The 21,560-nt window shown below is 65.2% G+C and carries 22 protein-coding genes; 4 read left to right on the top strand and 18 right to left on the bottom strand.

Translation table 11 applies throughout. From position 1 onward, the window contains the following. The first annotated feature begins 34 nt into the window (after positions 1–34). Positions 35–769: a hypothetical protein gene (locus ACIBCN_RS06190; protein WP_396990417.1), complete on the top strand. Its 735-nt coding sequence runs from the start codon at positions 35–37 to the stop codon at positions 767–769. A gap of 105 nt (positions 770–874) precedes the next feature. Here ACIBCN_RS06190 and ACIBCN_RS06185 read toward each other — a convergent pair whose 3' ends face one another. From ACIBCN_RS06185 to ACIBCN_RS06110, 16 genes are all read right to left on the bottom strand, one after another. Continuing rightward, complete coding sequence (locus tag ACIBCN_RS06185; RefSeq protein WP_396990416.1) at positions 875–1,996, bottom strand: hypothetical protein; 1,122 nt, start codon at positions 1,994–1,996, stop codon at positions 875–877. A 26-nt stretch (positions 1,997–2,022) separates the two neighbouring features. Next, complete coding sequence (locus ACIBCN_RS06180; RefSeq protein ID WP_396990415.1) at positions 2,023–2,634, bottom strand: hypothetical protein; 612 nt, start codon at positions 2,632–2,634, stop codon at positions 2,023–2,025. 3 nt (positions 2,635–2,637) lie between these two features. Further along, a complete protein-coding gene (locus ACIBCN_RS06175; RefSeq protein ID WP_396990414.1) occupies positions 2,638–6,561 on the bottom strand; it encodes a LamG-like jellyroll fold domain-containing protein in 3,924 nt (1,307 codons plus the stop codon). Then, positions 6,558–7,874 (bottom strand): baseplate J/gp47 family protein, encoded by a 1,317-nt coding sequence (locus tag ACIBCN_RS06170; RefSeq protein WP_396990413.1) that lies wholly within the window; start codon positions 7,872–7,874, stop codon positions 6,558–6,560. Before ACIBCN_RS06170 ends, ACIBCN_RS06175 begins: the two co-directional genes overlap by 4 nt. Beyond that, entirely contained in the window at positions 7,871–8,269 is a 399-nt protein-coding gene (locus tag ACIBCN_RS06165) for a hypothetical protein (protein WP_396990412.1), read from the bottom strand. The genes ACIBCN_RS06170 and ACIBCN_RS06165 overlap by 4 nt, the downstream gene beginning before the upstream one ends. A 13-nt stretch (positions 8,270–8,282) precedes the next feature. Further along, the gene (locus ACIBCN_RS06160) at positions 8,283–8,612 is read right to left on the bottom strand and encodes a hypothetical protein (RefSeq protein ID WP_396990411.1); all 330 of its coding nucleotides are present in this window, start codon (positions 8,610–8,612) and stop codon (positions 8,283–8,285) included. After that, positions 8,612–10,270 carry a hypothetical protein gene (locus ACIBCN_RS06155; RefSeq protein ID WP_396990410.1) on the bottom strand — a complete coding sequence of 553 codons (1,659 nt, stop codon included), beginning with the start codon at positions 10,268–10,270 and terminating at the stop codon, positions 8,612–8,614. Before ACIBCN_RS06155 ends, ACIBCN_RS06160 begins: the two co-directional genes overlap by 1 nt. Next, positions 10,258–10,641: a hypothetical protein gene (locus ACIBCN_RS06150; protein ID WP_396990409.1), complete on the bottom strand. Its 384-nt coding sequence runs from the start codon at positions 10,639–10,641 to the stop codon at positions 10,258–10,260. Before ACIBCN_RS06150 ends, ACIBCN_RS06155 begins: the two co-directional genes overlap by 13 nt. 40 nt (positions 10,642–10,681) lie before the next feature. After that, positions 10,682–11,182: a hypothetical protein gene (locus tag ACIBCN_RS06145; RefSeq protein ID WP_396990408.1), complete on the bottom strand. Its 501-nt coding sequence runs from the start codon at positions 11,180–11,182 to the stop codon at positions 10,682–10,684. A gap of 93 nt (positions 11,183–11,275) precedes the next feature. Beyond that, complete coding sequence (locus tag ACIBCN_RS06140) at positions 11,276–13,201, bottom strand: hypothetical protein (RefSeq protein WP_396990407.1); 1,926 nt, start codon at positions 13,199–13,201, stop codon at positions 11,276–11,278. 6 nt (positions 13,202–13,207) lie between these two features. Beyond that, positions 13,208–14,746: a hypothetical protein gene (locus ACIBCN_RS06135; protein ID WP_396990406.1), complete on the bottom strand. Its 1,539-nt coding sequence runs from the start codon at positions 14,744–14,746 to the stop codon at positions 13,208–13,210. A 48-nt stretch (positions 14,747–14,794) separates the two neighbouring features. Next, complete coding sequence (locus ACIBCN_RS06130; protein ID WP_396990405.1) at positions 14,795–14,962, bottom strand: hypothetical protein; 168 nt, start codon at positions 14,960–14,962, stop codon at positions 14,795–14,797. Between the two features lie 2 nt (positions 14,963–14,964). Next, a complete protein-coding gene (locus ACIBCN_RS06125; protein WP_396990404.1) occupies positions 14,965–15,357 on the bottom strand; it encodes a hypothetical protein in 393 nt (130 codons plus the stop codon). Positions 15,358–15,387: 30 nt separating this feature from the next. Then, positions 15,388–16,530, bottom strand: coding sequence for a hypothetical protein (locus tag ACIBCN_RS06120; RefSeq protein ID WP_396990403.1), 1,143 nt, complete (start codon positions 16,528–16,530; stop codon positions 15,388–15,390). 52 nt (positions 16,531–16,582) lie between these two features. Continuing rightward, positions 16,583–16,729, bottom strand: a complete 147-nt coding sequence (locus ACIBCN_RS06115; protein WP_396990402.1) for a hypothetical protein — start codon at positions 16,727–16,729, stop codon at positions 16,583–16,585. 32 nt (positions 16,730–16,761) lie between these two features. Beyond that, on the bottom strand, positions 16,762–17,580 hold the full coding sequence (locus tag ACIBCN_RS06110; protein ID WP_396990401.1) for a hypothetical protein: 819 nt from the start codon (positions 17,578–17,580) through the stop codon (positions 16,762–16,764). A gap of 447 nt (positions 17,581–18,027) precedes the next feature. On the opposite strand from ACIBCN_RS06110, the gene ACIBCN_RS06105 reads away from it, so the two are divergent. Both ACIBCN_RS06105 and ACIBCN_RS06100 read left to right on the top strand, forming a co-directional pair. After that, a complete protein-coding gene (locus ACIBCN_RS06105; protein WP_396990400.1) occupies positions 18,028–18,357 on the top strand; it encodes a hypothetical protein in 330 nt (109 codons plus the stop codon). Positions 18,358–18,577: 220 nt separating this feature from the next. Further along, complete coding sequence (locus tag ACIBCN_RS06100; RefSeq protein WP_396990399.1) at positions 18,578–19,327, top strand: pentapeptide repeat-containing protein; 750 nt, start codon at positions 18,578–18,580, stop codon at positions 19,325–19,327. 21 nt (positions 19,328–19,348) lie between these two features. Here ACIBCN_RS06100 and ACIBCN_RS06095 read toward each other — a convergent pair whose 3' ends face one another. Then, positions 19,349–19,717: a hypothetical protein gene (locus ACIBCN_RS06095; RefSeq protein ID WP_396990398.1), complete on the bottom strand. Its 369-nt coding sequence runs from the start codon at positions 19,715–19,717 to the stop codon at positions 19,349–19,351. A 155-nt stretch (positions 19,718–19,872) separates the two neighbouring features. Beyond that, on the bottom strand, positions 19,873–20,340 hold the full coding sequence (locus ACIBCN_RS06090) for a VOC family protein (RefSeq protein WP_396990397.1): 468 nt from the start codon (positions 20,338–20,340) through the stop codon (positions 19,873–19,875). Between the two features lie 112 nt (positions 20,341–20,452). Here ACIBCN_RS06090 and ACIBCN_RS06085 point away from each other — a divergent pair, with 112 nt between their 5' ends. Continuing rightward, positions 20,453–21,436, top strand: coding sequence for a helix-turn-helix transcriptional regulator (locus tag ACIBCN_RS06085; RefSeq protein ID WP_396990396.1), 984 nt, complete (start codon positions 20,453–20,455; stop codon positions 21,434–21,436). Positions 21,437–21,560 lie beyond the last annotated feature (124 nt).

The following is a 21,560-nucleotide window of genomic DNA, read 5'->3' as shown; positions in this document are numbered from 1 at the left end:
GAGAGCACGTCGATGAATCGAAGGGCTGCGAGAATTGACGGACCCTGCCGGTTGGGGCAAGCCAGGTGTGGTCGTTGCCGTTGTCGCCGGAATGGTGGTGGCGTTGGGTGTCGGGGTGGTGATCGGGATCAGCATCGCCGGTGATGACAGCGGCACGCGATCGGCAGCTGTTGTGGCGTCCGTTAGTGCTCTGGCGACGCAATCCACTACTGCGACAACCTCTTCACGCCCCGAGCCTGCGCCTGGCAGCTATGCGATGAACGGGATCGTCGATGCGTGTGACCTGGTCGATCCGACCGCACTGCAGAAGTGGTCGTCCACACCGGACAAGCCGCCTGCCCATTACGAAAATCCGCCGAGCATTTACGATTCCGGCAGCCTGTCCTGCCAATTCAGCTACAAGAGCCCGTCGAGCGACGGCGTGCATTGGAATCAAGCAGCCATAGACCTCAAAGTCGAGTTCACGGCCGCCGGAGCCGCGCCTGCCTATGACGAGTGGAAACGTAAGGACACCACCGGCAGTGCCGGAGCGGATTCCGGCGACGTCACCGGAATCGGCACCCAGGGTTACTGGCACACCGTGGTGTCGGATGCCAGCTACACAACTGGAATGGATTACGTTGTGGGCGTGCAGGACAGCAACGTCTCGCTGCGCGTGCGAATCCCTGTTCTGCGCCAGCACGGCGAGCCACCGATACACCTGGAGGAGCTCGGCACGATCGCCAGAAACCAAGCCGCGCAGGCGCTGGATCGCTTGAAGAAAAAATGACGGGATGGCCGCTACCCGGCGGGTTTTGGCGTAACCCGAACACAGGGGAGCGGTGCGCGTCGGTCGATACCCTCCGGGTCGGCCGACGCGCACCGGTTCGAGAAACTACGCGGTGACCATCACGTAGAAGCGGGCCGCGCCGTAGACGCTGTTGTTCGACTCCTCCTTGGTGATCATGTCGAATGCGTAGACATCACCGGGCTTTTCGCCGTCGTACGGGGCGACAGTCAACGGCACCCGGAGCTGCTGGCCCGGCCGTAGGCAGATGCCCAGTTCATGGCTCGGGTCGCCGTGGTCATCGATCGTCACCCCTTCCATCGGATTCTTGTGCGGCGGGCAATGGTGGTTGTTCAGGCCGAGACGTGTTGCCAGCCCGACCAATTGCGGTTCGTCCTGCTGGAGCTCGACAGCCTTCAGCGCGACCTCGCCCTCCAGTGGGCAGCGGTCGCTGGCGGGCACGGCGACCAGCACATTGCGAGTCTCGGTGGCGCCGACCTTCCGCGCGACGATGTTGAGATTGCGCTGCCCGTGCCGCCGGTCGCAAAACGGCAGGATGTATGCGCCGGACTGGCCGCCGTCCGGTTCCGAGGCCAGCAGCTGCTGCTCGCTACCGCTGGATCCCTCGTCCCACACATTGGCGACCAGGCAGACATGGCCGTTGTTGTATTTCAGCTGACTCGCCATCGGCCGCCATATCTCCTTACCGACGAGAACGGCCATCTTGCCCGGATCATCAGGATTTGCCGGATCGTACGACGGCACTTCACTATTGCCGTGCAGCAGGTCGAGTGTGAAACTCACCTTTTTCTTGTTGGTGGTACTGTCCGGGTCCTGGAGGATCGCGTAGTCCATCCCCGGCGCTGATGCATTCAAATCCGAAACGCACGCCTCCATTTTGAGGTTGAAGCGCGAGGAGGTGACGTCGGTGTTGCGCACCCGCAGCACGAGTCGATAGTCGGTCGCGGTGTCTACCTGCTGGGTAGTCAGGTCTTTGTTGTTCCAGTACGAAGCTTTGAGCCACTTGTCCGGGACCTCTTTGCCGGTCGCCGGGTCGATGACCTCGTTCGCCGGGACGAGCCGCATGTTCGGGCTGACCCAGAACGCGTAGGTGAAATTTCCATCCGGGTTCTTCTTGATGGGTCGGTCGCCGTTGTCGACCGCATCCACATTGAGGCCGATATGCAGGCCCTTCGTGGTATTGCTACCGCCAGCTGGTGAACATTCCATTGTATTCTTCCTTCTCTCTAGGTATTTCAGGCAGCCGCGCAGGCGATCTGCAGGCTGTAGATATGGATGACGTCGGTGGTCGTATCGCTTTGCGCGTTGGCGTCGAAGAAGTAGGACGACGTCGGATCGATGCGGTGACCGTTGGTGCTCTGCGTGACGGAGAACGGAGTGTCGGCAGGCTTGCCGGGCACCTTGACGGTGGAAATCTGGCTCTTGACGCCCCGAGGGTCGACGCGATAGAGCGTCACCTGCAGGGCTCCGGTCCCTATGCAGCGGCCACCGACCGTGAACGAGGTCACCACCCCGGCCGGCGGCATCGGCGCCTGTACCCAACCGCTGGCCTGTGCGTTCGCGGGCGGTTTACGCGCCGAACCGACGGTGCTGAGATCCCAGGCATTCTCGCCGGTCGTCACCAACACCGGTGACACCGAGATCACCCGGTCCGCCCCGCCGCCCGCGGCCACCGTATTCAGTGCCGCGCTGACCTGAACGAACCGGTCGTGCAGCGCGTCGAGGTCGGCCTCCAATGCCTTGAACCGGACGTTGAAACCGTTTTCGCCGTCGGCGGTGACCCGGTCCCGGGAGTCGGTCCATGGCTGGTGTTTGAAGGTCCTGGTGAAGCTGATGTTGAACGGCATGGTTCAGTCCTTTCGAACAGGGCGTGCGAGGTGCTGACCACGCAGGCGGTAGGTGGGGTAGGTGTAAGCGGGGAACAAGAATTCCAGCTGTCCCGCTTTGAGTTCCGGTACGCGCTTTCGGATCACGCTGGTGTCGAATTCCACGCCGATCGGGTGTAATTCGTTGAGCACGTTCATGATTCGCTCGTATTGGTCGCGGCGGATCACTACCGGCGTTGTCGGTTCCCCGTCCAGTAACCGCTGATCGAGGCCGACCTGAACGGTGTAGGGCGGATTTCCCGGCACCGATCCCCGGACTCGGACCTGCACGGCACCCGGGCTGTCCGCGGTCAATGTGGCGAGTTCACCGGTAGATCCGTCGAAATGGGCGGCTGCCGTATCTGCGGCCAGCACCGACCACGCCAGCCGCCTGCCACCCGCCGGGGCCAGCGGCCACACCGCGGTGACTCGCGGCTGCTGACCGAACTCCACGGTGGCGATCGCATCGGCGGCTCGGGTGCGGAGTGCACCGGACAGCACCGCGAAAACCGAAGCGCCGGAGGGAATGATCGCCACGGGCAGGCCGGGAGTAGCGACGACGCCTACGACGTCGCCGGCCAGGCTGAAGCGACAGACGGCCCCCTGACCCCACCAGCCGCCGAGGTACAAGTATCCGGCCGCTTCGTCCAAACTCAGTCTGCCCGGCAACAAGTCGTTGTTCTCGACCGTTCTCGTCACCGCGCCGGTCACCGCATCCCGCACGGAAAGACGGCGATCGGCGGTGGCCGCATAGACTTTCGTGCTACCTGCCGCTAGGGCAAGCGGCGTGTCCGGCAGTGCGGGCGCGGCAATCCAGGTGTCGGTATCGATCCGCACGGCCCGCAGTGATTTATCCTCGCAGGCGACCCAGGCGGTGGTTCCGGATGGGTTGAGCGCCAGTACTTTTCCGGCGGAACCGCCAGGTATGGTCCACTGCTTGACGATTGCCAGTGTGACGGTGTCGATGGCGACCACCTGGGTCGGTAGCAGTACCACCAGCAGCGGTTTGTTCGGATGGGCGGCAATGGCTTTCGGCACCGCGGGTAGCGCCGCGCTGGTAACAAGCCCTTTCCTGGGATCCGCGACGGTGAGCGCGGTGATCGTTCGGTCGGGCCCGCTGGCGGTGTACACCGTCTTGCGGTCCACGGCGGCGGCGATACCGACTGGCAAGGTGCCAACGGGCACGGTGTCGAGCAAGGCGCCGGTTGTGCTGTCCGAGAACACAACCGTCGACCTGTCCTGCATCGCCGTGCACAGCACCTTGCCCGCCAGTACCGCGTCGACGGGGTTGTCGTGGCGCGGGACCGCGAACGAGGCGACGCTGCCCGCGTCCATCTCGTCCGGGCCGCCGAGTTCGATGTGCTCACCCGCCCGCTGCATGACCCGCACCACCGTGCCGGTGTTCTCGACGTAGTCGAACCCGGAGCCGTGTGCCATCGCGGCGAGTTCGGGCAGCGTCAGTGCCGAACCAGTGGCCGGTGCGAGAGTGAGCGCGCGGCCGACGCCGTAGAGTCCGGCGCCGTTGGCGGTCCAGCCCTCGACGAGCCGGAGCTGAGCTGCCACGGATGAGATGGCATGGGACAGTAGCGCTCCGAGCCGCCCCGCGACGTTCGCCTGCATCCGGTTGGTGCCGGGTACGGCCACCTCGAGTGACGGATTATCGACGGTGACAAGATATTCCGGCGAGTAGGCGCCATCGGCCGGGGTGCCCGCCACCGATTCGGCGACACCGACGGTGCCGTCCGCTCCGATCGACATTCCAGTGCCAAGCCGCTGCAACCCGATGGTGAATCGTTGTGTCGCCGAGAAGGTCTTGCCGTCGAGGCGGGCCTCCAGTTTCACCGTCACCTCGCCGGCCCGCAGTCCGCGCAGCGTGATCTGATTGCCGGTGGTGGCGCCGATGATCTCGGCCCGCCCGGGCCCGGCCTGCAATAGCGACCAGCGCAAGATGCTGTCCGTCGGCGGTGTCGGTGCCGGGACGACCGGAATCGTGCTTTCGGTTACCAGGTCCTTGCCGGACCAGATTCCCGTCCCGCCAGGTATTTCCACCGACGAGGTGTCGGCGATCGAGGCGTATACATCGTCGCTGCCCGCCCGATATTGCACCCAGGAGAACCCGGCCCGGTGCGCGAGCGCCGCCAGTGTGCCCGGGGGAATCTCCGGATGCCGAAGGACGACAGCACGTCCGACCGCCCGTAGGTCATCGGCCGACGGGTCGTACAGCGACAACGACAGCACTCGATCGTTCGGAATGTCTTGTGGCATAACGAGATACACCAGTGCATCCAGGCATCGGCGTATCGACTGGCGGATCCGGTGTTCATCGCCGACGTACTGGAAGCGAGGTTCGTTGTGGGCGGTCAACCACCGCGGATCGAATTGATCGTCCGCGACCGTCCCGCAGATTTCGGCTTCCGTGGTGTCCTTGCGCCCCCGCGCGTCGATCGTCTCCCCGGGCCGCAGCGCCACCGGCCGGATCGTCACGTTGCGCGAACCCACGGGCGACCGGACGAAGGCGTCGGACACCGTAATCGGACGCTCGACATCGTTGATCCGGCCGACGATGCCGTTCAACGCATCGGCGATATTCGCCGGCGTCGGCAGGTTCCACCGCCGGAACAGGCCGAGCCGTTGCCGGTAGCTCGTATCGCCCTCGCCGAGCACGGGATCGAAAGAGGTCAGCGCGCGACGAGAGATCCTGACCTCGTCCAGGGTGCCGTAGAAGCTGCGGCCGACCGTTGTGTCATCGAACCCGAGGCGTACCGGCGCGTTGTTCGTGAGCGCACCGAGATTCTTCCGTTGACTGGCCCGCAGAACACCGTCGACGAACAGGTACGCCAGCCCTCGGTCCCGATCGAGCACGGCGGCCAGGTGGTGGAAACGGTCGGTGTCGAGCGAGACGTCGGCGTACAACTCGATCTTCGCCGCGCCGTCGGTCAGCAGCAGCCGGACATTGCGGGCGAGCCCGCGGAAGGAGCCGATCTGCAGACCCCAGCCCGGCTTCGTCTCGTCACTCATATCGGCATGCTTGGACAATGCCGCGCCCTGCCAGGTACCGGAGGCCGGTCGCACAAAGCATTCGGCGGTGAAGCTCGCCGTCGCGGGCAGCGCGAAGTCGGTGTGATCCGCGACCTCTACGACGGAATGGTCCGGCAGGAATCCCATCCCGAACCCGAACCGGCCGTCCACGCCCGGCGTGGCATTCCGGCGGACACCGGGATGACCGGCGCCGTTGCTGTACAGCTTCATCGCATCGAACACCGCGGCGGTGTCGGCCTTGTCCTCCAGGTGGTAGAGCGCGATCGTGTCCGGTGCGAAGCCATAGGGCCGCGGCGGGAAGCGGGGGATGCTCAGATCCGAGCCGATCAGATCCAACGACAGCCCGGTGGCGTGCTCGACGGTGTGCTGGCGGCGCACCCGATTCAGGTGGGCGGCAAGCAGATCCCGTTCGCCGCCGAGCACCCACAGCAGCGCGGCGAGGTCACCGAGTAACGCCGTGAACCGGAAGGTGCCGAGCACGCCCGGTCCCGGCTCACCCTGCGGCGGCCGCACCGAGACGCTCTTCAGCACGGCGGATCCGACATCCTGACCGAGTGGAATCACCGTCGAGGCGCCCGAGGGCGTACCAGCCGGGATGACAAAGCTGATGGTCTTCGAAACATTCTGGGCCACATAGCGAATCGTCATCGTGAGGTCGGTGCGCAGGTCGTTCAGCACGGTGACCAGATATCTGGGCCGCGGCTCGGCAGCGAATCGTGCCCGGTGCTCCACGAAGTCGTACGGCGCGAAGTCGGCATCCGGGAGCGGTGTCGTGGTGGCCAAGGCCAGCTCGATGCGGTCCGCGCCGGCCGCGAACGGTGTGGTGAGGGTGCCTGCCATCCGGTCGACGGCAGCGGGATAGTTCGTCATCGGCCGACCACCTGCAGGTCGAGGAGGAGGCTGTCCTGCCGGAACTGCGCGATCTCGGTCGCGCCGAGCGCCAGGTTCTCGCCGAAGCCGACCTCGATCGGCTCGGCCTGGAAAAGCTCTGAGCCGAAGGTGATTCGACCGAACGCGGGCGGGAACCGGCGCAAGCGCAGCTCGCGGACGTCCAGCACGCCGGGCTGGTCCACCAGCAGGCTCATCACCTGGGAGAAGACCACGTCACTGCCGAGACGTAACGCGCCGACGCTGCGCGACAGGCGGTCGAGCAGGGCGGCACGCAGCGAATTGGACTCCAAACCCGGCTCGATGATCACCGTGGCGCGCAGGCCGATCTCGATATGGTCGGCCTCGATGATGTTCGGATAGATGCCGACCGGGCGGACCCGGTCCACTTCGGCCTTCACCTGTTCATAGATGCCGGTGACCGAGCCGGTCGTGCGCCACGGCCTGGCGAATTCGTGCGCGACCACGACGTCGAAGAAATAGGGTTCGCCGAACTTCCGCTCGCCGCTGAAAGCACGCTCGCCGAAGTTGAACTCGTCGAAGATGCTCTTCGTGACGTCGGCGCCGCCGAGGGTGTCCGACAGCAACGTGTCGACCACGCCGCGAACGCGCAGTACCGCCGCTCGCACGCTCTGCAGCGTCCACATATCGCGCGGGAAGCCGAGTTGTCTTGCCCGATAGGCGGTATCGCCCTCGGTCCGCTCACCGCCGGTGAGCGCGCCGGGGTTGACAGCCTTGATCTGCACCGTCTCCGGAAAATGGAGTTGGGTCAGCAGATAGTCAGGGTCAACCTGTTTCAAGTGCTGTGTGCCGATGTTGGATTCCGCGCCCGCTACGAAGGCACGGACGAGCACCGTCGCGGTCGGCGCGTCCTTGGTGAGGGTCAGCGGCGCCGTGAGGAAATAGGTGTTCGTCGCGGGGGCCGCACGGTCGTCGAGCACCACCGTGCCTTCCGGCAACACGTAGCCGCGGCCCGGCTCCGCACCGGTGATCGTCAATTCCGCCTGACCCTGCGCGAACAGATAGTCGCGGTCGACCCCGATGTCCTTACCGATCAGGTCGAGATCGGTACCCGATGCGGTGGAGGCGAATTGGCTGTAATAGACGTCTTCCAGCCGCTTCCACAGCATGGCGTCCTCGTCGGAGGTCGCCTGCAGCAGCTTCGTCAGCACGCTGGTGCCTGCCAGATCGATATCGGGGCCGAAGACCTCGACGGCCCTGCGCTGCGCGGATTTCAAGATTTCGGTGAAACCCCTGAGGACGAATCCGTCCTCGGTTACGCCGTATTGCGTCATGCCGGTGCTCCTACAGTCGTCGTCAGCACCGCCGGGGTGCCGTCGCTGGTGATGATCGACACCGCGACATTCCATACCCGGTGGTGCGCGTCGAGTTCCGCGTCGACGACCTCGATATCGCGGATCTCCGCTACCCGAGGATCGGTGGTCAAGGTACGAACAAGGTTGAGGCGCAGCAGGTCTCGCATCTCATGCGCGGTGGTCGGCGTGGTGAAGACGGAGCGGTAGTCCAGTCCGTAGCGGATGTCGTACCGGTCGTCGCCCAGCGGTGTCAGCAGTCGGATCTGCAGGGCCTGCGCCAGATTGGGTATGCCCTCGAGCTGCGCGATCCGCCCGTGATCCAGCACGATATCGCCGTGGTCCAACCGAATTCCGGTGGTGTTGTTCCTTGTCATGGTTGCTCCCCCCTTACTTCGCGTCGAGAATGGTTTGGGCCGCATCGACGACCGTGAACTTGCCTCCGTTGGCGGCCGACGCGTCGGTGAGCGCCTCGGCGTCGGCCAGCACCACCGCCTCGCCGCCTACTGTCAACACCTTTGAGACACCTGCGGTGAACGGCGCCAATTTCTTACAGGGGCCGCCGGTCGGGGTCGTGGTCGTGCATTGGAATACCGCCGAGGTGAAGTCCGACTGCAGAAGAACCGGACTGCCGTTCACCTTCAGAACCGAACTGGAGCGCACCTTGATGGACGCGTGCCCGCAGGTCAGCACCGAACTGGTAGTCAGTGCTATCGACATCACCCCACCTCCACCGAGGACGCCGCGAGCTTGATGGTGTCCGCGGTCAGCGTGATCTCGCCGCCGCTGATAGCGATCGAGGCCTTTCCGTTGCCGAACTTCACGTCCTTGCCGTCGGTGCTGATGTCCACCGACCCGTCCGCGGCGACGGTGATCGTTGTGCCTTTGCCGTGCTTGATGATCAGCGTCTGCCCGGTCGGCGGCTCCGGACGCTCGCCGACCTCCGGCAGCGTCTCGGTACCGACCTGTATGTCGAGCCCGGCCGCCTGGATGATGCGGTGGCCGCTCGCGTCGGTGAGGTCGTTGACCCCCTTACCGGCGGGCCGTCCGTTCGCCACTTCGGTGGGCAGGCACAGCCAGTAGTCACCCGGCTCATTCTTCGGCGGTTGGTGATTCGCTTGACGCGACCAGAGGAATCCGGCCCCGATAGCGTCGTTGACCTGAGCGCCGTTGTGCACCAGCACCGCTCGCATGCCCGGATACACCGGGACCATCAATCCCGTACGGTCCCAGGCGAATACCGAGGACATCGGCTTGTCGTGCAGCACCAGCCGGTTGTCCACCGGATCGTCCACGCTGGACGCCGATCGCTGCCTGCCGTAGTCGAAGGTGGTTCGGTGCCCGCCGTTTTCGCCGTCGCCCGCTTTGTTGTAGGAGGCGACATCACCGATATCGACAGCGGGATGGTCAGCCAGTACGGAGCGGGTCAGCGAATGCAGATCGTCGGCGACCGCGTGCACGCCGTCCACTGCCTCCTGCCGTTTCGCCGATCGGGCGTCGAGCAGCGCGACCTCGCAGGTGTATCCGGCACGCAGGCTGAATGCGTGCTCGACCGATTCCACGCGTAGGTCGGCCGATCCGCTGTCCTCCAGGTCGGCCTTCGCGCCGATCTGCAATGCCGGATCCCCGAGCACCTTCAGCCGGTAGCGGGTCGTGGTGCCGGGTCCGCCCTGCGGGTCCGGTGAACCACTGTCACGGCGCCGTCTGCTGACGATGTTGTGCTCGGCCCGAAATCGGATCGGTGGTGCGGAGTCGCCCGCGGTGCCGAGGACTGCCTGCCCGGCGCGCACGGCCAGTGGCACACCGGCTTGACCGGCCAGCTCACCGAGCGCGCTGAGCGCCGTGCCCTTTTCCAGGGTTCGGTCCTTGTCCTCGCCCCGCACACCAACGTGCCGGACCGGCACTGTGGTGTCCTGCTGCACCTTGTCGAAGATCTCGTCGAAGGTCGACCGCCCCGGTTTGTCATACCGGAAGGGATTGAGCCGCAACTGATAACCGGCCCACTCCATCCCCATGATCTGGGTCAGCAGGGTGCCGTCATCGGCGACGTCGGTGCGAATCTCGTTGATCGCGCCGAGCATCACCGAGGTTCGCTGCGTCGACGGGTCATCGAAATAGCCGAGGGCGATATCGACAAGCAGCGGGTCCTTCGTACCCACTCGGGCGCGCGACTGCTCGGCGAGACCCTTGGCCTCGTCCAATGGCAGGTCCCACAGCGTGATCTCGAAGGTGGACGGATGCGGCCCAAGAGTGGCCTTGGTGTTGACCGCGGTGTCGAGCACCAGCCCGCCCTGTAGCACGTCATTGGACACCCGCAGCAACGGCGGCGCCTTCAGGCCGGTGCGGAACTCGAGTCGATACCAGATTACGAAGCCCATCGCAGCGCCACCCCTCCGACCACCGCGGAGCCATGTGCGCCCGACCCGTTGAGATTGAGCGGATGCAGGGCCAATTCGGTGAATACCAGCGCTAATTCGTCTGCCTCGTACTCCAGATCGGGTACGAGCTTGCGGCGGAACAGGATTCGGATTCCTTCTGCCTCTTCGGTGGCGACTTCCAGTGCGAGGAACGCTCCCGAGCACGGCAGCTGGAGCGGAGCCGACTCCCGCAGTAGGGCCTCGTCGGTCACGTTCGCGTAGATCGACAGCACGTAGACGCGCTCGCCGAGGGAGATCCGCACGGCCTGCGGGAACCCCTGGTCGGCATCGATCGGGAGTCGCAGGTACGGGTAATGCAGCGTCGTGGTCATCGCGGTTGCCTCACAGAGTGATTCGTAACTGGATGGCGGTTCACAGCGGCACCGAGGGGACCGTGGGCACCGCCGACGGCGCGGCCGGGCCTCCGACGATCGCGGTGCCCGCGGCGAGCGCGAGATCGGCGATCTCGCCGATCAACGCCGTCGTATTGCTGCGCGGCACATGCTCGAGGCTGATCGAGACGTCGATCGCGTCTCGCTTCTGCACGCTCTGATTGAAGCGCAGATCGGTGATCTGCATGTCCAGACTGATCGTCAACCCGCACACCACCGGAATGCCGGTCACCGCAAGGGTTCTCGCCGCCGTAGCGACCAGCAGCCGGGAGGTCAGGGCGAGCGCCTCCAGCGACTTCTTCAGCACCAGCCGCTCCGGGCCGAGCAGCGTCGCCTCGACCGCGATCGCCTTGCGGGTCGGTGCGATCGCCTGCGAGAACCGGCTGTCGGAGATCCGCTGGATCTGATAGCCCTCGGTCATCGAAATGCTCTGCACATACAGCAGCGGGACGGGGCCGATCAATACTGGTTGTGCCGTCATTTCTCCGGCTCCTTCTGCATAATCTGTTCGAGTAGGGCTGCCAGCGGCCGGCGAGGATGACCGGAATCGTTTGGGGTAGCGCAGGATCGGGTTTCATCGGGATGGCTCCAGCGAGGAGCGCGGTGGCTCGCGATATGGCGGGTCGTCGAACAACCGGACGTTGGACTCGCCCAGATGCTTGATCGCCAGGTCGAGCACCTGCTGGGGCGTATCGCGAGTGAAGAACGCGACCGCGTCGACACCGCGCTCAGCCGCTGCCCGCTTCAGATCCACGACCCGTTCGATCGTTGCGCCCACGTTCTTGCCCTTCGCCGGGCCACCGACCAGGCCGAGCTCCCCGTTCGGACCGAGCAGGTCGACATCGATCGCACCGGAAGGCCTACCGGGGCCGCCGTACCGAAGTTTCAAATCCGTCAGCTGGCCTTCCTCGCCGATCCGTCCGGAGCGCGCCAGCCGCCAGCCGCCGTTGGTCCGCGCGACGTACAGCTCGCGTTGTTTTCCGCGATAGTCGGCCACCGTGCCCGGCGGTATCGGTGGTGGGGGGACCAGTCCCGCGAACGGCGGGATCTCGTCCTTGATCTCGCCGGTCCGCGGTGTGGCGATCCGCGGCGGGCCGTATGCGGCGCCCGCGCGGGGCACCACGATATTCGCCGAGGCACTGCCGCGCTTGGCGCCGCCGAGACCGTAGAGCAACCCCCACAACAGCTCCCTCGCCTGCGCGTGGATCGCGGCTTGCCGCTGTGCCTCCAGGCCACGGACGATCCGGTTCGCTTGGCGCTCGGTCACCTGCCGTAACACGCCACTGCCGTAGTCGACGGCGAAGTCTTGAACCGGGATGTCTTGTGGGGCAAGCAGAGTCGAGGTGAAGATACGGTCGAGCTCGGCGACGTCTTCGGCCGTCAAACCCAACCCGAGCAACAGCTCCTGGTCGATTCGGTAACTGAGAGAACCGATGTGGTCTCGCGAACCGAGGTAGAGACCGGCCACCCAATCGGCCGTCGCCAGATAGGTCGCCGGATCGGCTTCGGCTCCCGACACGATGCGCCCCAACAGCTCGGCGATCGGCCGCCAGCGATACCGCGGATTCATCACAGTGTCCGGCCCGTTGACGCGACGCTGCTCCTCGTCCAGCCATTGCGCGTGTTTGCCGACCCCGACCGGGCCGAGCACCGGCGACAGCGTCGGATCGCTTCCCGGAGTCTGCTTCCGGTCGGCCGCGTTCGCCTGGACTATCGGTAGCAACCCACGCATATGCTGCGTGCTCGGCGGAGCGAACTTGCCGTCGTGGTCGGCCGATCCCTTGGCCTCGTGCGCGCCGGCCCGAGCCCGCTGCGATAGGCCCGGCGTCGCCGGATCGGCGAGGCGGCGCTCGATGGTCTGCCCGTTCCAGTCGGCCGGTGCGTTCGCGGCAGCGGTGCGGTAGAGCCGAACGCCCTCGGCGGTCGAGACGATGAGCGGATCGTTGGCCCCGTCGGTAACGAAGGTGGCGCCACTGGCGGGTGCGCTTGCCGCGGTGCCCTCGTGGCCTGGCTGCGTGCTGATCGCCGGCGTGAAGCCGCCGAAATCTCTGGCGTGCAACGGTTGTGCGAGCGGACGAACCTGTAGCAGCCCCGGCGCGTTCGGGTTGGTGAGCACGACGAAGCCGCGCTGACCGAACAGCAGGGCGCCCCATTGCACCGCACGTACCGGATCGTCGGTTTCGATCTCGAACTGCCCACCGGCCTCGACCCGCTCCTGGCGATGCCGACCCAGGTCGAGCACCGTCGTCCGCGGCGTCGGGCCGATCCGGAGAATATCGCCGAGGACCGACAGCTGCTGCCGGTGCGGCGCCGCCTCGGACAACAGTGGATCCGGACGCTGTTCGCGCACGAAATCCGTTACCGCCTGGTGGATTCCACGCCGAATGGCGTCCTCGACGCTGCGTGGGTTCGCTGGCGTCAGCGATCCGGTGAAGGTAACCGAAATCGATCGGGCGCTGGGCGACGCCTGCGGCTGTATCTCGAAACTGTTGGGCGCCATAGGTAGCTACGCCCCCCCGGTGGTCAGCATCGAGTCGACGGCGCTGTCGCTGACCGCCGGGTCGATGATCCTGTTGATGTCGGGCGGGGTGAATCCGCTCGGCGCGTCACCTACCGCCTCGACAACCCACCGGCCGTCGGGCGCCTTCTTGTAGGTCACGGAGATATTCAGGGTGCGCGGCAACGCGCTGTTGCGGTCCGGCTTCTGCCAGTTGAAGTCCAGCGTTTCCCCGATCCGCTTGGCGCCGGCCTTTTTTCGGACGTTCTCGCGAAATACCGGGACATCAGCCGGTTCGGGGGTGGTCGAGCTCGACTCGAACAGGTCACCGCGGAAGATGCTGCCCAGCTGGATATACCAAGGTTCCGCGGCGTAGGCGGCGGCACCGACCGGCGCGTAGCCCTCTTCCCTTTGCTGATCCGCTTGCCGGTTCACGCGGCCGAGGACACCTGCCACACCGAATGCGACACCGGTGAGACCGGTTACCGTATTCGAAGACAGCTTGGGCCAGTTGAATCGGACGGAGACGCCCCGCTGATTCGCGGCCGCCTCGAACCCCGCAAGCTCAATGAGCTGCGTCGGTGACGGGTCCTCGAATAGTTCGACATGGATGACTTTTTCCGCGGCGTTGCCACTGTGCTCGACGCGAAATACCTCCGCGCCCTGAGTTTCACTCCGCGCGAGCCCGCGCTCGAACCTGTCGAACTTGTCGAGACCTTTCGTCAACTCGTCAGCGATCGACCCGGGTTCGGCGTACTTACCGGGACCGTTGTCCAGCGTTTTGACTTGAATCAGGCGACCGCCGTCGGCACGGAAACTTTCACCGGACAGCGGTAGTTTCCCCGCCTTGACCCTCGCGGTTCCGGTCAGCGGCGTCCGCGTCCCGCCCTCGAGGAAGTCCGCCGCCGGGAAATTGCGTGGCAATTCGGTAGCTTCCGGGTAGTACCTAGCGCCCACAAGTCTTTCGCCAGTCAAACCGCGCGTCTGCAAACCCGCTGACCAGTCGATCGGAAGGAACTGAGGCTGTGGGGTCAGCGCCGGTGCATGTTGCGCGAGTAGTTGGGCGACGGCCAGTTCGCCGGTGATCCTGCGTTCATCGTCCGCCAACTTGGTAAGGGCCTCTGGTGAACGGGCACCGATGCCAGTCGACTGAGCCTTCCGATTCTGCTCGAGTTGCGCCGCCAAAACAACGGTGAGTTCTGTTGTGAGACGCCGCTTTTCCGCGTTCAGCTCGGCCAGCGCCGCAGGCGAGCGGACGCCGATTCCGGTACCCAGATCGTGCTCGACTCGTGCGAGGTGCTGGCGGATCGCCTGTTCGGCCGCTACCGGGTTGTCGGCCGAAGTCTGCGGACGAATCCGACGGGCGGGCACCGCACCTCGCGCCGCACGCAATTGCCTGAGGACCCCGCGTGCCACCGCCTGCGTCAGCTTGTCCAGGTCCGCACCGGAAGGAGTCCCGATCAGCCGTACCTTGACGGGTAATACGGTCTTGCCCGCACCACTGGCGGTCCTCGGCAGTGGATTCTTGGGCCGTGTCTGCGTTGACATGTGTTGTCCTCCTTTCGGTTTCACGGACCTGGGCAGGCTGCGCCGCGGTCAGCCGCGGGTGCGCAGGGTCGTATGCAGTTGGTCGAAGACGTAATTCGCGACTTGGCGCAGATGTTCTTCGCCCAGTTCGCCGACGACTTCGACTTCCACCGGGAAGTGGTAGGTAGGTTCGGGTTCGTCCGCCCATTCGCCAGGCCGGTGGGATTCGACGGGCACGGCTACGCCTCGATACCGGGCTGCAAGCACATGCAGGTGAAGGTCGCCTGCGGGACACCGTCGATGACGACATTGCTCGGGTTGGCGGAGGTGATCATGCACCTTGCGAACTTGAGCGACTTGAAAGACCAGTCGGTGCCGGCCTTTTCGGCGACGGCGATCTCGAACTCCTTGCCGTTCACGGCAAGCTGGGTCAGCTCGGCGACCACTGCGGCGAAGGCCTGGACGGTCATGGTGAAGGTGAAGGTCTGTGGTTGCCGGATGTAGCCGAGGTTTTCGGCTTCGACACTGTGTACCACCGTGTGTGGCACGTTGAAGGTGGGAGTGAATTGGGAGATCGGGCTGATCACCGTGCTGCCCAGTCGAACTTCGAGTCGGGTGTTCCAGTTGGCCATTGCTCTGTCCTCGGATCCGCGGACCAGCCGCTAGTTGAACTTCAGGTTGATGTGGATGCGGTGCATCGCGCCCGCGTACTCGACGCTGGCCAGCACCTGCGCCACGCGGTCGGTGTGCGCGCGTTTGACCGCCTCGACTTGCGAGTCGGTGAGCGTCGCCGGATCCGCGTCGAGCAGCTTCAGCACGGGAACGGTGAGCTGGTAGCCCTCCAGCACGCCGCCCGCGACCAAGGGATTGAGCACCGCCTCCATTTGCAGGATCAAGGCGCGCAATCCCGAACGACTGATCCGCAGATTGCCGATCGAGCCGATGAGGCGGGCCTTGAGCCGGAAGGTGACATCGTCGAGGGTGCGCTGCACATCGATGAACTTCAGCTTCTGCCGATTGCCGGTGTAGCCCTCACCGAGGTAGACGCCCCCGCCGGGCAGGAGCACCGGCGACGTCAGCCACACCACGCCCTGACCTTCGATCGCCGAAGGGACCGTCGGCTCCTCCGACTCTTGACCGTTGATGGTGTCGATCTGCGCATCGGTGAACGAAACGTTCTTGATCGCAACCTGTTTGAGGATCATCGAGGTGGACGGCGGATAACCGGCGATGGTGCCCGCCACCGCGCTCGCGGCGTCCTCGTCGCTCTGGTGGGCCACGTAGACCATGCGATCCGAGACCAGCGTTCCGCTCACCAAAGCCGGGCTGGCGACCCCTTTCGTCAGCATCGCGACGCCCATGCGCTCCTTGCCGTCGCCGGCGGCGGACACGGTGACGACGTGGTTGCGCAGCGCCTCGATCGCGCCGCCCGCCGCTCCGGAGGTCGCGGTCAAAGGAGTATTGGCGAGCACGACGAACTGGACATTGAGCGCGGCGGCGGCGGTGAGCGCGCTGGCCGGATCGGGGACCGGGGTGGGGGACCCGGCGGTCCCCACCTTGATTCCCCACAGCCGGCTCGGGCTCGGGTCCTGCGACATCGCGGTGATCAAGGACTTACTCAGCGCGGACGGCGCGGTGGCGCTGGAGCTGAACAGGCTGACCGCCTCGGCCGTCGAGGTCACCTCGACCACCTCGTTCGCGGTTCCCGCCGTGGCATCACCGATTACGACCATGTTTCCGGTCGGGCGGACGGCGGGTGAGAAATTGTCGAATGCGGGGAACACCCGCACGTAGTGGAGTGACATCAGGATCTTCTCCTAGTAGGGAGTGAATTGAATTCGAGTCGACGCACGCTTGTCACGGCTCGTGGTATTTGGACCGCAGCTTTGCGCGATAGTCCTCGATTTCCGCGCGCGACATGATGTTCGGAGAATCCGGAGCGACCGGCGGCTGCTCGACCGGTTCGTCGTCCGAGGCCTTGGCCCGAGTTCGGCTCTGTGCCATTTCTGCTCCTTGACTGTGTTCCGACGATCGGCTCAGACGAAAACTGCGAGAGTGCGCTGGCCGGCGAAGAACGCGATGATCTGTTCCTGAGTGAATCCGCTGCCGGTCACCGCCGAGGCAGGGAAAACTACCAAAGGCGCTATATGGGAAGAGATTTCGGCGAAATCCCGGTCTCGATGCTCGTCGACCACGGGCTCCTGCGCGGCCAGCATCTGACGGACCTCCCGCAGCGCGTCGGTGAGGTCGATGTCGTCGCGGATCAGCACGCCGATCCGCACCGCCAGCCTGCGACTGGCGGCCGGATCGGTGGGGTCGAACGGCGGCGCGGGTTTCAATTTCGCCTCGGCCAGCAGGTAGTGGAACGCCCCGCGCAAATCCTCGACCGTGGTCAGCCGGTTCGCCCGCATGAACGCTTCCAGATCGAGATACCGGAACTTCGCGCGGAACTCCGCCAGCGTCGCGAAGTCACCGATATCGCTGATACGCAACGAATCCAGTTCACCCGGATCGATCTCGAGCAGCACCGTTGCGGACAGGTCCGCCACCACGTCGATCCACCGCGGTGCGGCGCCGTCGCTACCGACGATGTCGACATCGGTGCGCATATGCGCGGGCATGGTCTGGGTCCAGTTCCCGGTCCGGCGCACCACCGGGAACAACGGCCGCGCACATTCCACCGCCACCACATCTACCGCGGTGACATCGCGCACGATCGCGAACGGCAGCTGATAGACAGCGGACAGCAACGTCCGGATGCGGGCACGGCCGGAATCCGAGGACGGAAAAACAATGTCGTGGACACCAGCCGAGTTGCCGATCTGCAGCAGCACCGCGTCGACATGATCGCCCATGTGCACACCTCCCTATTCGCCGGTTCGCATCGCCGAAGTAATTGACGTATCCGCCTATTGAGCCCCCGAGAGCCGGCCCCGGGCCTGCTCGATAGCACCGATCATGCAGGCAGCCTCGACCGTTCGGCAGTGCCGAGTTCTGTCAGCGAACCCACCGGACCGTTGAACGGACCGAGGCAGCGTAAATACGCATGTGGCGTGCGAAATGCCCCTGGAATTGGTGTCACGATCAACCGGTAGGTTTGGCGTGAGTAACTCGGCGGCGCGGACAATCAGCGCGGTCATGCCGGCACCGATGGGCCCGACGATCGGTGCCTTGGTGAGGTCAGGGTGGTGGATTCGCGGCGACTGTTGCGTCCAGGTGCACCGACACGAGGCCGACGGACCTGATAACGATCTTCGGCGTTGCGGGCCTGTGAAACTGTTGGTGCGACTATCTTCAGCGCCATGTGGCAGTACGCCTTATGGGGGGTCGCCGGCGCGCTCGTCAACTGCTGCGTGAAGTTCCTGGAGGACAGTCAGCGCGTCAACGGTTGGCCATGGGCCAAGGATCGCAACGGCCCAGGCGGCGGCGTCTATTCGACATGGATACTCGTCCATCTGGTCGTGGCCGGAGTGGTCACTTTCACGCTGGCAAACACTGATTTCATCACCAACGAGGTTGTCGCGTTCGGGGCGGGCGTCGGCTGGCCCGTTCTCGTCAAGAAGATTTTCGCCTCAGTCGAGTCGGCGGCCTTGCCCACGGCCGGCGATGGTGACGGTGGTGGCCATGGCTGATTCAACCTTTGGGCGGCGGCTGGTATCGCTGTTGGCCGGTACTTGGCCCACTTTGCAGTCTCGGCTCCCCTCGGCGACGGGCGGTTCGTTCTGGCGCAGATTGGTGTCGCTGCTGGCAGGTCACTGGCCGGCATTTCAGCCCGACTCGCGTCGCGGGCGACTGCGCGCTACGACGCCTCCGCCACGGATGCCCGGGCCTGCTGGGCGCCATTATTCGGCGATGGTTGTCGGCCCGGGTGCGAACCTCGCCTTCGCCGATCTCACCGGCATCCAGCTGTCCGGCCGACACCTCGCAGGTGCTGACTTGACTGGTGCGGACTTGAGTCGAGCTGACCTCGCCGGAGCGGATCTCGCTGCTGCCAAGTTGATTCAGGCGAATCTGTCCGGTGCGGATCTGACTGGTGCCAGCCTGATTCATGCGGACCTGACCGACGCCAAGCTGATCAGCACGAAACTCACGGATGCCGACCTAACTGGCGCCAAACTGAACCGAGCGGATCTGACTGGCGCGGAACTTACCGCTGTGCGCTGGGACGGCGCGGACCTGACCGATGCGCTGCTGACGAAGGTTGCCGCCGCAGACCAAGGGCCAGAAAACGCGGTTTCGAAGCGGGGTGTTTCGGCGGCATCGACGCTAGAGATTTTTACGGATAAAGCGAATCGGTTCCGTTGGCGGCTCAAATCCGGCAGTGGCGAGATTCTCGCCACCAGTGAGGCGTACGCGACTCAGCAGGCGGCACGTGATTCAGCGGAGATGCTCGGCACCCTCAGCAGCGGTGACGTGCTATCGCGCCCCTCGGCAGCACGCTTTGAGATCGTTCAGGACAAGGGGGGTAAGTTTCGGTGGAGATTGAAGTCTGGCAAGGGTGAGATCATCGCACAAAGCCAGTCGTACGAGACCCGAGATTCGGCGCGGCAGGCAGTCGCGGTGCTATACGAGCGGGCAGCGCACACAATCCTCGGTTTGTGATCGCGTGGTGAGATGGTCGAATCAGAAACGCGATGACGGGCCTGTGCCGCGACTCAGGTTGTCAGTGGTGTCCGTAAGCCGGTTCCGAAGCCAACCTTCGGCATTGCCCGCATCCCGAGGGGCTCCCGGCGCCGGCATCAGCGGTTTGGCGGATCGAAGGGCATCGTCGAACGAGCTGAATATGTGGTCGTAGCCGGTGAATTCATCTCCGTCGGCTACGTCAACCGACAAGCCCCATTCGTCACCCTTCCCTTGGATCACTGCGAAATGCCCTTGCCAGCGCAGCTCGAGATCCAACGCCCCCGACGGAAACTCGGTAAAAGTTAAGACGATATCCGAGCCGAATTCTCGGAGGACCATGCTGTCCAGCTCGTCTCTCGACCTGTCCATGCTCCACCGCCTCGTTCGGAGGACCGCTCCGGTCGATCTGCTGATGATTTCAATTGAATCATCTGCCCGATAGCGGCCCTCGAACACCGTCGACGACAAAGCGCGGTTTTCTCCTGTGCTTGGGGTGCGGCCGGGGCCGCGCCCCAACGGGAAGATCAGGCCGCGGTGTACTCAGCCGCGACGTCGATGATCCAAGTGACGCCGAAGCGGTCGGCCAGCATGCCGAAGGCGGGCGCCCACTGGGCGGGGCCGAACGGCTCGATCACGGTCGCGTCCTTGGCGAGGCCCTCCCACACGGAGGTGACCTCGTCGACGCTCGCGCCGCGGACTGAGAGGAAGAACGGTTCTTCGGTGATCGTGGTGCCGTTTTCCCGGCGGGTGGTTGGCGCGGCCGGGCCGGTGGGTGTGTCGTGGCCGGGCACGTCGTAGGCCATCACCTGGAAGCCGTTGTCGGCGACGACCTGGCCGAACACGACGTTCATCGCTCCAGGCAGTTCCGCGGGCATCCCGAAGTCGGCGTAGGTGGCGATGATGAGTTGCCCGCCGAACACCGATCGGTAGAACTCGAGGGCTTCGCGGGCCTGGCCGTGGAAGTTCAGGTGGGCGACAGCGTTGAGCGACATGGTGTTCCAGTCCTTCACGAGTGGGTTCGCCGCCGGAGACTTCCGGCGACAGAATGCACGATGTCACCAGTACCGGACAGGGAACGTCCGCTATTTGTGGCAGTCTGCGCACATGCCACTCGCTTCCTCGGCGACGACCTCCAGCAGGCTCCTGTCGCTGCTGTCCCTGTTGCAGGCCCGGCGCGACTGGCCGGGAGGCCTGCTGGCCCGACGCCTCGGCGTCAGCGATCGGACTGTGCGCCGCGATGTGGACCGGCTGCGCGAACTCGGTTACCCCGTCCAGTCGGTCAAAGGACCCGACGGTGGCTACCGGCTCGAAGCGGGTCATCAGTTGCCGCCCTTGCTGTTCGACGAGGATCAAGCGGTCGCGCTCGCGGTGGCGCTGCGGATCGCCGTCGGGACGGGCGCGGGCATCGAGGAGGCGGCCGCGCGGGCGCTGACCACCGTGCGTCAGGTCCTGCCGTCCCGGTTGCGGCAGCGCGTCGACGCACTGGAGATCAGCGCGGCCGGGCGCGATCCCCAGGTCGACGTCGAGGTGCTGCTCGCGCTGAGCGCTGCCGTCCGCGCTGGAGAGGAGCTGCGGTTCGACTACCGTTCGCCGGGACGCCCCGAAGACGCCGAGCCGCGACCACCCCGCCGGGTGCAGCCACACCACCTTGTGGTCCGGACCGGCCGCTGGTACCTGGTCGGCTGGGATACCGAGCGCGCGGATTGGCGAATCTACCGCGCCGACCGGATGACACCGCGTGTGCCGAACGGACCGCGATTCCCACCCCGCGAAGTGCCGGGCGGCGACGTGGCCGTTTTCCTATCGACCCAGTTCAAGGGCTCCGCGAGCGCGGACGCCTGGCCCTGCCGCGGTGCGGTGATCCTCGACCTGCCCGCGGCCGAGGTGGCCCCGTTCGCGGGCGACGGCATCGTCGAGGGACTCGGCACCGCCAGGACCAAACTGACGACAGGGTCCTGGTCCTGGGCCGCCCTCGCCGCCGCATTGGCCCGCTTCGACACGGAGATCGAGGTGATCGGTCCGCCCGAACTGCGTGCGGCCTTCGCCGAACTGTCTCGCCGTGCCGGGCGTGCCGCGGGAACCGAATAGGGTGGACCAATCAGGGCGATGCCAGGTTCGTCGAATCGCTGCGGCCGAATTGGATTGGAACACTTGGGCACTCACTACCGAGGGCTCGGCGGGGCAACGAACTACGGACACGCGTCAGACCCGA

It is taken from the genome of Nocardia sp. NPDC051052 (assembly GCF_044456045.1).
Taxonomy (GTDB): Bacteria; Actinomycetota; Actinomycetes; order Mycobacteriales; family Mycobacteriaceae; genus Nocardia.
This window is presented reverse-complemented; position numbering and strand designations above follow the sequence as displayed.